This window comes from Streptomyces sp. NPDC054872 (assembly GCF_053610705.1).
Genome location: NZ_JBSGYY010000077.1, coordinates 1 through 8,749, shown reverse-complemented (window position 1 = coordinate 8,749; position 8,749 = coordinate 1). Strand labels below are relative to the sequence as shown.

Annotated in this window: 8 protein-coding genes; 3 read left to right on the top strand and 5 right to left on the bottom strand. The window is 71.1% G+C overall.

From position 1 onward, the window contains the following. Positions 1 to 63 precede the first annotated feature (63 nt). Positions 64 to 954: a D-alanyl-D-alanine carboxypeptidase family protein gene (locus ACWGIH_RS43140; protein ID WP_453452657.1), complete on the bottom strand. Its 891-nt coding sequence runs from the start codon at positions 952 to 954 to the stop codon at positions 64 to 66. Between the two features lie 176 nt (positions 955 to 1,130). On the opposite strand from ACWGIH_RS43140, the gene ACWGIH_RS43135 reads away from it, so the two are divergent. Continuing rightward, a complete protein-coding gene (locus ACWGIH_RS43135; protein ID WP_453452659.1) occupies positions 1,131 to 1,817 on the top strand; it encodes a GntR family transcriptional regulator in 687 nt (228 codons plus the stop codon). 97 nt (positions 1,818 to 1,914) lie between these two features. After that, positions 1,915 to 3,222 carry an MFS transporter gene (locus tag ACWGIH_RS43130; protein WP_453452661.1) on the top strand — a complete coding sequence of 436 codons (1,308 nt, stop codon included), beginning with the start codon at positions 1,915 to 1,917 and terminating at the stop codon, positions 3,220 to 3,222. A 44-nt stretch (positions 3,223 to 3,266) separates the two neighbouring features. Here ACWGIH_RS43130 and ACWGIH_RS43125 read toward each other — a convergent pair whose 3' ends face one another. After that, positions 3,267 to 4,091 carry a maleylpyruvate isomerase family mycothiol-dependent enzyme gene (locus ACWGIH_RS43125; protein WP_453452663.1) on the bottom strand — a complete coding sequence of 275 codons (825 nt, stop codon included), beginning with the start codon at positions 4,089 to 4,091 and terminating at the stop codon, positions 3,267 to 3,269. A 136-nt stretch (positions 4,092 to 4,227) separates the two neighbouring features. On the opposite strand from ACWGIH_RS43125, the gene ACWGIH_RS43120 reads away from it, so the two are divergent. Beyond that, entirely contained in the window at positions 4,228 to 5,031 is an 804-nt protein-coding gene (locus ACWGIH_RS43120; RefSeq protein WP_453452664.1) for a carbon-nitrogen family hydrolase, read from the top strand. A gap of 17 nt (positions 5,032 to 5,048) precedes the next feature. Here the strand turns inward: ACWGIH_RS43120 and ACWGIH_RS43115 are convergent, their stop codons facing one another. The 3 genes from ACWGIH_RS43115 to ACWGIH_RS43105 all read right to left on the bottom strand — a co-directional run bounded on the left by ACWGIH_RS43115 (position 5,049) and on the right by ACWGIH_RS43105 (position 8,641). After that, positions 5,049 to 5,546: an LURP-one-related/scramblase family protein gene (locus ACWGIH_RS43115; RefSeq protein ID WP_453452666.1), complete on the bottom strand. Its 498-nt coding sequence runs from the start codon at positions 5,544 to 5,546 to the stop codon at positions 5,049 to 5,051. Between the two features lie 122 nt (positions 5,547 to 5,668). Then, positions 5,669 to 6,304: a DUF4232 domain-containing protein gene (locus tag ACWGIH_RS43110; RefSeq protein WP_453452667.1), complete on the bottom strand. Its 636-nt coding sequence runs from the start codon at positions 6,302 to 6,304 to the stop codon at positions 5,669 to 5,671. A gap of 135 nt (positions 6,305 to 6,439) precedes the next feature. Then, a complete protein-coding gene (locus ACWGIH_RS43105; protein WP_453452668.1) occupies positions 6,440 to 8,641 on the bottom strand; it encodes a BTAD domain-containing putative transcriptional regulator in 2,202 nt (733 codons plus the stop codon). Positions 8,642 to 8,749 lie beyond the last annotated feature (108 nt).

Below are 8,749 nucleotides of genomic sequence, written 5' to 3'. Positions count from 1 at the left end.
GGCCCGCCGCGTGCAGCGCGGCGGGCCCCCTTCGACGTGTCCGGTGATGTGTCCGGTGAAGGCCTACTTCTTGAAGCCGTAGTCCATCAGCTTCTTCGCGTCCTTCGTGCGGTTCGTCGACGAGGTCGAGGTGAGGACCGTGCCGATGACCGTCTTGCCGTTGCGCGTCGCGGCGAAGACCAGGCAGTACTTGGCCTGCGGGCCGGAGCCGGTCTTCACGCCGATGGCGCCGCTGTAGCTGCTGAGCAGGTTGTTCGTGTTCGACCACGACATGTAGCGGTAGCCGCCGCTCTTCGTGGTGACCTTCTGCTTCGTCGACTTCGTCTTCACGACCGTACGGAACGTGGAGCTCTTCATCGCGCTGCTGGCGAGCTTCGTCAGGTCGCGGGGCGTGGAGTAATTGCTTCCGTTGCCGATTCCGTCGAAGGAGTCGAAGTGCGTGTTCGTCATGCCGAGGCTCCTGGCCTGGGCGTTCATCTTGCCGATGAACGACTTCACGCGGGCGGAGCGGGTGGAGCCCTTGCCGAACTTGTCCGCGAGGGCGTACGCCGCGTCGCAGCCGGACGGCAGCATGAGGCCGTACAGGAGCTGGCGGACGGTGACCTTGTCGCCGACGATCAGCCGGGCGGACGAGGCGGTGTTCTTGACGATGTAGTCGCTGTAGGCCTTTTCGATCTTGACCTTGGAGTTGAGGTTCAGGTTCGTCTGCGAGAGCACCACCTTCGCCGTCATGATCTTGGTGGTGGAGCCCGTCGAACGGCGCGTGTCCGCGGACTTGGTGAAGAGCGTCTTGCCCGTGCCGTTGTTCATGACGAAGCCGCCCTTGGCGACGATCGACGGCTTGGGCAGCGCGGCCGCATGGGCCGGGGTGGTGAGCGCTCCGCCCGCGATGACCGCACCCGCAGTGACGATTACGGCCGATGCGCGGCGAATGCCCTTAATGGGGGTGTTCAAGTTGAATGCTCCAAATGCCCCTGGAATGCGGCCACATGAGGGTGCCGCTCGATAGTGAGACACACGAGAGAGGCAAATGGATGCGCCTGAACGCCGTCAATTAAGGGTGATGTGGGTGATGTCCGGATCGTGGAATGGACGACCTCATGGGTACGTGTTGTATCTATGCTGTGCGCATGCCTGTCGCACCCGCCTCGTCCCCCACCCGAGCCCCTGCCCGGCCCCTGAAGCAGCCCCCCGCCGCGGAGCGGGTGTACGCGCACGTCAAACAGGGCGTGCTCGACCGCAGGTACGAGGGCGGCACGCTGCTCACCGAAGGCGAGCTCGCGCAGGCCGTCGGGGTGTCCCGCACCCCGGTGCGCGAGGCCCTCCTGAAGCTGGAGGTGGAGGGGCTCCTGCGGCTCTACCCGAAGAAGGGCGCGCTCGTCCTGCCGGTGTCCGCGCAGGAGATCGCCGATGTCGTCGAGACGCGGCTCCTGGTCGAGACCCACTCGGTGCGCAAGGCGGTGCCTGCGCCTTCGGCGTTGATCTCCCGGCTTGAAGAGCTGCTGCGGCAGCAGCGGGAACAGGCCGCTGCCGGAGATCTTTCCGCTGCCGCCGTGACCGACCGGTGCTTCCACGCGGAGATCGTGCGGAGTGGGGGGAACGAGATTCTTGCCCGGCTGTACGACCAGCTTCGTGACCGGCAGTTGCGGATGGGGGTCGCGGTGATGCACTCCCATCCTGACCGGATCGCCAAGACGCTTGCCGAGCACGAGGAGATTCTTGGGGCGTTGCGCGCCGGGGACGCGGACGGGGCGGTCGCCGTGGTCACCCGGCACGTCGGGTGGTTTCGGGAGCTTGCTCGGGGCGAGGTCCGATGAGGGTGCTTTTTGACGGGTCTCCGTCCGCCGTCGCCGGGTTTTCTTCTGCCGCTTCGCGGCATGTTTCCCTCCCACTCACCCGTTACCGGAGGTCCCGATGAGCTCGGCCTCCGCCCCCGTCTCCCTGCCCGGCGATCCTCCCGGCGGCAGGAAGGCGATGCTCGTCTGGGGCATCGGCGTCGCCGTCTACTTCGTCGCCGTCATCTTCCGGACCTCGCTCGGCGTCGCCGGGCTCGACGCCGCCGACCGCTTCCACGTCAACGCGTCCGCGCTCTCGACGTTCTCGATCCTTCAGCTGCTCGTCTACGCGGGCATGCAGATACCCGTCGGCCTGATGGTCGACCGGCTCGGCACCAAGCGGGTGCTGACCATCGGAGTCGTGCTCTTCACGCTGGGACAGCTCGGCTTCGCCTTCTCCCCCTCGTACTCAATGGCGCTCGCGTCCCGCGCGCTGCTCGGCTGCGGTGACGCGCTGACCTTCATCAGTGTGCTGCGCCTCGGCACCCGCTGGTTCCCGGCCCGGCGCGGCCCGCTGGTCGCCCAGCTCGCCGGCCTGGTCGGCATGGCGGGCAACCTCGTCTCCACCCTCGTCCTGGCCCGGCTCCTGCACTCCGTCGGCTGGACCGCGGCCTTCGCGGGCAGCGCGCTGTGCGGCGTTGTCGTCCTCGTCCTGATGACGCTGTTCCTCAAGGATCACCCCGAGGGGCACGAGCCGGAGCCGGTGCGGCACACCGGCGGGGCCTTCGTGCGCAAGCAGATCGCCCTGAGCTGGCGCGAGCCCGGCACCCGGCTCGGACTGTGGGTGCACTTCACCACGCAGTTCCCCGCGATGGTGTTCCTGCTCCTGTGGGGCCTGCCGTTCCTCGTCGAGGCGCAGGGGCTCTCGCGCGGGACGGCCGGGGCGCTGCTCACCCTCGTCGTGCTGTCCAACATGGTGGTGGGCCTGGTCTACGGCCAGATCGTCGCCCGGCACCACGCGGCCCGCACGCCACTGGCCATCGGCACCGTCGCCATGACGGCCGCGATGTGGGCGATCACGATCCACTACCCCGGCGACCACGCCCCGATGGGGCTGCTCATCGCGCTGTGCACCGTGCTCGGCGCCTGCGGCCCCGCCTCCATGATCGGCTTCGACTTCGCGCGGCCCGCGAACCCGCCGGAGCGCCAGGGCACCGCGTCCGGCATCGTGAACATGGGCGGCTTCGTCGCCTCCATGACGACGCTCCTTGCCATCGGCGTGCTCCTGGACGCGACCGGCGACAACTACCGGATCGCCTTCTCCGCCGTCTTCGTCCTGGAGGCGGTGGGCCTCAGCCAGATCCTGCGGCTGCGGACGCGCGCGGTGCGCAGGGAGAAGGAGCGTCTTGTCGCCAGCCGCGTCGAGGCGGTCCACGTACCCGTCTGAGCCGAGGCGGTCCACGTACCCGTCTGAGCCGAGGCGGGCCAGGGCTACGGCGTGACCGCGAACTCCCGCAGGATCGCCTCGCCCAGGCCTTGATCGCCCTCGACCTTGATCCGGTCGGCCACCGAGGCGTGCGGGACGCGGCCGCACGCCAGGCGGACGTATGTCTCCCAGCCCAGGCTCAGCGTGGCGAGCGGGCCGAGCGAGGGGGCGCCGTCGACCGTGGCGTGGCCGTCGGCGTCGACACGGACCGTGCGCAGGAACTCGACGGGCCCGCTCACGTCGAAGACGACCGCCGAGTTCGCCGGGGCCGCGGCCTTCTTGGCGACGACCTTGGGCAGTCCCTGCAGCAGGAGGTCGCGCGCCACCAACGCGCCCTGGGAGTCCAGGTTTCCGGGCTTCCGCAGCGTCGTACGCAGATCCTGCTCGTGCACCCAGACGTCGAACGCCCGCATGCGCATGGCCAGTTCGAGGGTCTGCTCGGTGCCGAGCGGGCCACGGATCTTGTGGGAGGGGTCACGCGACTCGTTCCGCAGCTGCCGTGAGCGGCGGATGATCGTGTACTCCAGTTCGGAGGTCATCTCGGGCGCGGTGTGGTGGCGCCGGACGTCGACCTGCACCTCCATGTACCGCTGGCCCTCGGTCTGTACGTGGTACAGGTCGCGGGGCAGGGTGTGGATGGGACGCGGGTCGCCCAGCATCTCGCAGTCCAGGCCTATGACGTGGGAGACGACATCCCGCACCGACCAGCCGGGGCAGGGGGTGGCCCAGTTCCACTCTCCCTCGGCGAGCGGTGACACCAGCTCGGATATGGCTGATACGGATTGGGTCCAGGCGTCGGCGTAGGTTTGCAGGCTGGGATGGAGACTCACGGGACCCCTCGACGGTCGTACGCGGGCGGTGGGTGTCTGAGACGTTAAGTTACGCTGCCCGCAGGCACCCCGGCAGTGCTTTCGTGTGACGATCGTAGGCCTGCATTGACGGCTCGAATGCCAGGACGGTGGTAGTGTGCGCGCCTCCCTCATCCAGATCGCCGTAGACGAGGGCGAAACGGTCAATACCCGCCGCTCGCGGGTCTCTTCGCTGGTCCGTGAGGTAGCCGGGCGGGAGCGGCCGGATCTCGTCGTTCTTCCCGAACTGTGGAGCACGGGCGCTTTCGCCTACGAGTCGTTCGCGAGCGAGGCGGAGCCGCTGGAGGGGCCCACGTACGAGGCGATGGCCAAGACCGCGAGTGACGCGGGCGTCTGGCTGCACGCGGGGTCCATTCCGGAGCGGGACGCTTCGGGGGACCTCTACAACACCTCGCTCGTCTTCTCGCCCGAGGGTGAACTGGCCGCCTCGTACCGGAAGATCCACCGGTTCGGCTTCGACAAGGGCGAGGCCGTCCTGATGGGCGCGGGCGGCGAACTGGTCACCGTGCGCACGCCCGGGACGATGATCGGGCTCGCCACCTGTTACGACCTCCGCTTCCCCGAGCTCTTCCGGGGGCTCGTCGACGCGGGCGCCGAGATGTTCGTCGTCCCCGCGGGCTGGCCCGCGCGGCGGCGTGAGCACTGGACGCTGCTCGCCCGGGCGCGGGCCGTCGAGGACCAGGTGTACGTCCTCGCGTGCGGCACCGGCGGTACGCACGCCGGGGTTCCCCAGGCCGGGCACAGCATCGTCGTCGACCCGTGGGGCGAGGTGCTCGCCGAGGCGGGGGACGGCGAGGAGATTCTCACCGTCGAACTCGACCCGGCGAAGGTGGCGGCCACGCGCGAGCAGTTCCCCGCGCTGAAGGACCGGCTCCTCGGGGTGGACGCGCCCCGGCGCTGAGACCGCGTCAGGACCGCTCAGTCGTCGTCGCCCCGCTCCTTCTCGGCCAGGCGGATCACGCAGACCGCGACGGCCAGGAGGAGGGACGCGTCGGCGTCGTCCCGGACGATCTGGAGGCCGTACGTGTCGCGGACCCGGAACCAGCGGCGGGAGATGTCGGCCAGGAGTTCGCCGTCGTACTCGATGGCGAACTCGCGGTCCAGGATCTTGCCGCTCACGTCGAGCTCGGTGCCGTCGACCAGGTCCACGCGGTAGTGGTTGCGCAGGAGCGAGAGGCGTTTGCGCTTGATCGTGGCCAGCTCCGAGCCGTCCCGTTCGATCACCATCGTGTCGCGCAGCGCCAGCATCTTGGCGCGGATGTCGATGAGGACGCGGCCCTCCATGTCCTTCAGCTCGAAGGTCTCGCGCAGACGCATCGCCTTGCCGTCGACGAGGAAGACCTTCCGGCCCTGGTCGTCCTCGATCCAGTAGTCGTCACCGATGCCGAGCAGCCGGTCGCGTACGAGAAGTTTCATGCGGCGATGCCTACCCCGTGGCGGGCATGACACAGCCGGCCCGTGCCACTCGGGGGAAAGTGGGACACAGACCGGCTGTGGATCAGGGGAGGACGCGGAGCCGTCGCGACGTGGCGTCGCCTTTACGACATGGCGTCCTCGAGGTTGTTCTGCCAGTACGTGACGCGTGAGCCGGCGTCGAGCAGCAGGCCCGCGGCGCCGGGGGAGTTCACCGTGACGCTGCCGTCCGTGGCCCTGCCGCCTTTGGTGACGAGCGTGACGGCGAGGGTCTTGGAGCGGTGGGTCCTTTCGGCGTCCATGCCCGCGAGGTTGATCGCGGCGTAGGCGGACCGGTCCGGCGCGAGACGGACGACCGATCTGGGGCGGGTGTTCCGGGCCGCGGGGAGGTTCTTGCCCGTCGTCGGGTCGCTGACGAGGGGGGCGCCGTGGACGGCGCAGGCCTTGCCGCCGTTGTTGGTGATCTTGAGCAGGACGGCGGGCGCGGTGCCGCCGGTGTCCTCCATGCTGATCTCCGCGGTGCGCGGCGTGCAGTCGCCGTCGGCGGCCGGAGCGAGGGATTCCGGACGACCGGACGCGCTGGCCGACGCCTTGCCGGTGACGGATGCCCCGTCGCCGGCGTCCCCGCTCCCCCTCCCGGCCCCGTTCGCTCTCCCGTCATCGCTCCCGCCGTCGCCGTCGCACGCCGTGAGCGAGAGGGAGAGGGCGGCGAGGGCGGCGACGGCGAGCGCGGCACGCGTGGTGCGAGCGGTGGTGCGCATGGCGGTGTCTCCCCCGTGAGTGGTGGTCGCTCGGGCTTGCTCCACTGAGCCTGCCGCCCGCCACTGGCGTTCCGCTAACACCCGGCTAATGACTCGTTCACGCGTCGCACGGGGAGATGCGGGCCGGGGCCGGGTTCACAGGGAGGAGCCCGGTACGGGCCGCCGCAGTTCCTCGGGGCGGGGCCTGCGGAACGTCGCGGTTCCGGATCCGTCCAGACCGCGGGCGAAGAGCCGTACCAGATCGGGCAGGACGTAGCGCCCCGCGCCCTCCTCCTGGATCAGGTGCGCCGCGGCCAGGCGGTCGAGTCCCTCGCGGGTGGCGGACACGTTCGCCCCCGCGAGGTCGGCGGCCCGGTGCGCGTCCACGTCCGGCGTGGAGGCGCGGGCCAGCGCGGCGAGCAACCAGGCGTCACTGCCCGGCAGTTGGGCCACCGAGGTGCGCAGCGCGGCCGCGACACCGGTGTCCTCTGCGGAGAGCAGGGCCAGCCGCTGCTCCTCGTCGGCGAGTTCGGCGGCCAGGCCGGCCACGGACCGCTGGGGGCGCCCGATGAGCCGGGCGGCGGCGGTGCGCAGCGCGAGCGGCAGGCCGTCGCAGAGGCGGGCGATCCTGCGTACGTCTTCGGAGTCGGCGTCAAGCCCCGCGCTCTGACCCAGGGCGCGGAGGAACAGCTCGGCGCCGTCGCGCTCGCTGAGCGCGCCGACCGGCACGGGGCGCGCGCAGTCCGAGGCGACGAGGCCGTCGAGGCGGTTGCGGCTGGTGATGAGGGTGGTGCAGTGGGACGCACCGGGCAGGAGCGGGCGGACCTGGGCGGAGTCGTGGGCGTTGTCGAGGACGACGACGATGCGCCGTTCGGCGAGGAGCGAGCGGTAGAGGGCCGCCGCCGGTTCGATGCCGGCCGGCACGTCCTGCTGCCGCACGCCCAGGGCGAGGAGGAACTCCCGCAGGACGCGTTCGGGGTGGGCGGGGTCGCCGCCGCTGAAGCCGCGGAGGTCGGCGAAGAGGTGGCCCTCCGTCTCCGGGTCCGCGTGGTGGTGCGCCCACTGCAGGACGAGGGCGGTCTTCCCCACGCCCGCGGCACCGGTGAGCAGGACGATCGGCGCTTCCGTCTCCTCGGCGAGCACGGTTTTCAGGGCGGCGAGCTGCTCGTCGCGGGCGGCGAAGGCGCGGGGTGCGCGGGGCAGCAGGCGGGGGATCGCGTTGCCGGGCGTGGGCCCTTCCGCCGGGGCCTCGGGGGAGACGGGAGCGGCGGGGCTCGCGTCCTGAGCACCACCGGCACCCGGCGCCGCGGGCTGCGTCCGCTGCGTCTCCTGCGTCTGCTCAGCCGCGGGCCCCCGGCCTCGCTCCACCGGCCCCGTCCCTGCCTGCGGCACGGCCCGGCTTCCCGCAACGGCGGCGGAGGTCCCGGCGGGAGCGGTGGTCCCGGCGGCGCCAGGAGAGCCGCCGGTCGCGGGGGAGCCGGTGGATGCGGCGCTGGATGCGGCGGGGGAAGCAGCGGCGTAACCAGCGGGAGAAGCACCGCCGCCCCCGAGGCCCATGTCGTACCGCCCGCGCCGGCGCGGCGGAGGAGCGCCCAGCATCGGGTGGGCCCCGGTGTCGGGCTCCCCGTTGAGGATCTCCTCGTACGCCCGGCGCAGCTTCTTGCCGGGGTCCACCCCCAGCTCCTCGGCGAGGAGTTCGCGCGTCCGGTGGTAGAACTCCAGCGCCTCGGACTGCCTGCCGCACCGCTGGAGAGCTCGCATCAGGGCCGCCACCAGGGCCTCCCGCAGCGGGTGCTGGACCGACTCCGCGCGCAGCAGCCCCACGGCCTGGCCGTGCGAGCCGAGCTTTCCGTACGCCTCGGCGAGCTGCTCGACGGTGACGAGGCGGCTCTCCTCAAGTCCCCGCGCGGCGGCCAGCATCGGCTCCGTGGCGACGGTGCCGGTCAGCGCGGGCCCGTTCCACAGCGCGAGCGCCTCCCGCAGCATCAGCGCCGTGTCCGAGGGCTCCCGCTGCCGTCCGGCCAGTTTGACGAGGTCCTCGAAGCGGCTGACGTCGAGCAGGGTCTCCGGGAACTGGAGGGCGTACGCACCGCCCTGCGTGGCGAGTTCCACGCCGTACGCGTCCAGTCCCGCCTCGACGAGCAGGGCGCGCAGCCGGGAGATGTGGCCCTGGATGACGGTGCGCGCGTGCAGCGGCGGTTCACCGTCCCACAGGGTCTCGGTCAGGGCGTCCACCGAGACCGGCGTGCCCGCCCGCAGCAGCAGCGCCGCGAGCAGGCTGCGGCGCTTGGCCGGGCCGAGGGGGACGGGTCCGCTGCCCCCGGCGACGCTCACCGGTCCGAGCAGCTGGAACTCCACCTGGCCTCAACTCCTCTGCCGCGCATGCGCTCGGCGCCCGCGCCTCGAATCATGTTTCGAACAAGACCCAAGACTATCGCCGGGCCCGGTGGCCACGGAGGTGGCCAC

Bases quoted from the DNA above. Each gene is read 5' to 3' on its own strand.
- ACWGIH_RS43135 (WP_453452659.1), top strand. From the start codon at position 1,131: ATGCCTGTCGCACCCGCCTCGTCCCCCACCCGAGCCCCTGCCCGGCCC.
- ACWGIH_RS43130 (WP_453452661.1), top strand. From the start codon at position 1,915: ATGAGCTCGGCCTCCGCCCCCGTCTCCCTGCCCGGCGATCCTCCCGGC.
- ACWGIH_RS43115 (WP_453452666.1), bottom strand. From the start codon at position 5,546: ATGAAACTTCTCGTACGCGACCGGCTGCTCGGCATCGGTGACGACTAC.
- ACWGIH_RS43110 (WP_453452667.1), bottom strand. From the start codon at position 6,304: ATGCGCACCACCGCTCGCACCACGCGTGCCGCGCTCGCCGTCGCCGCC.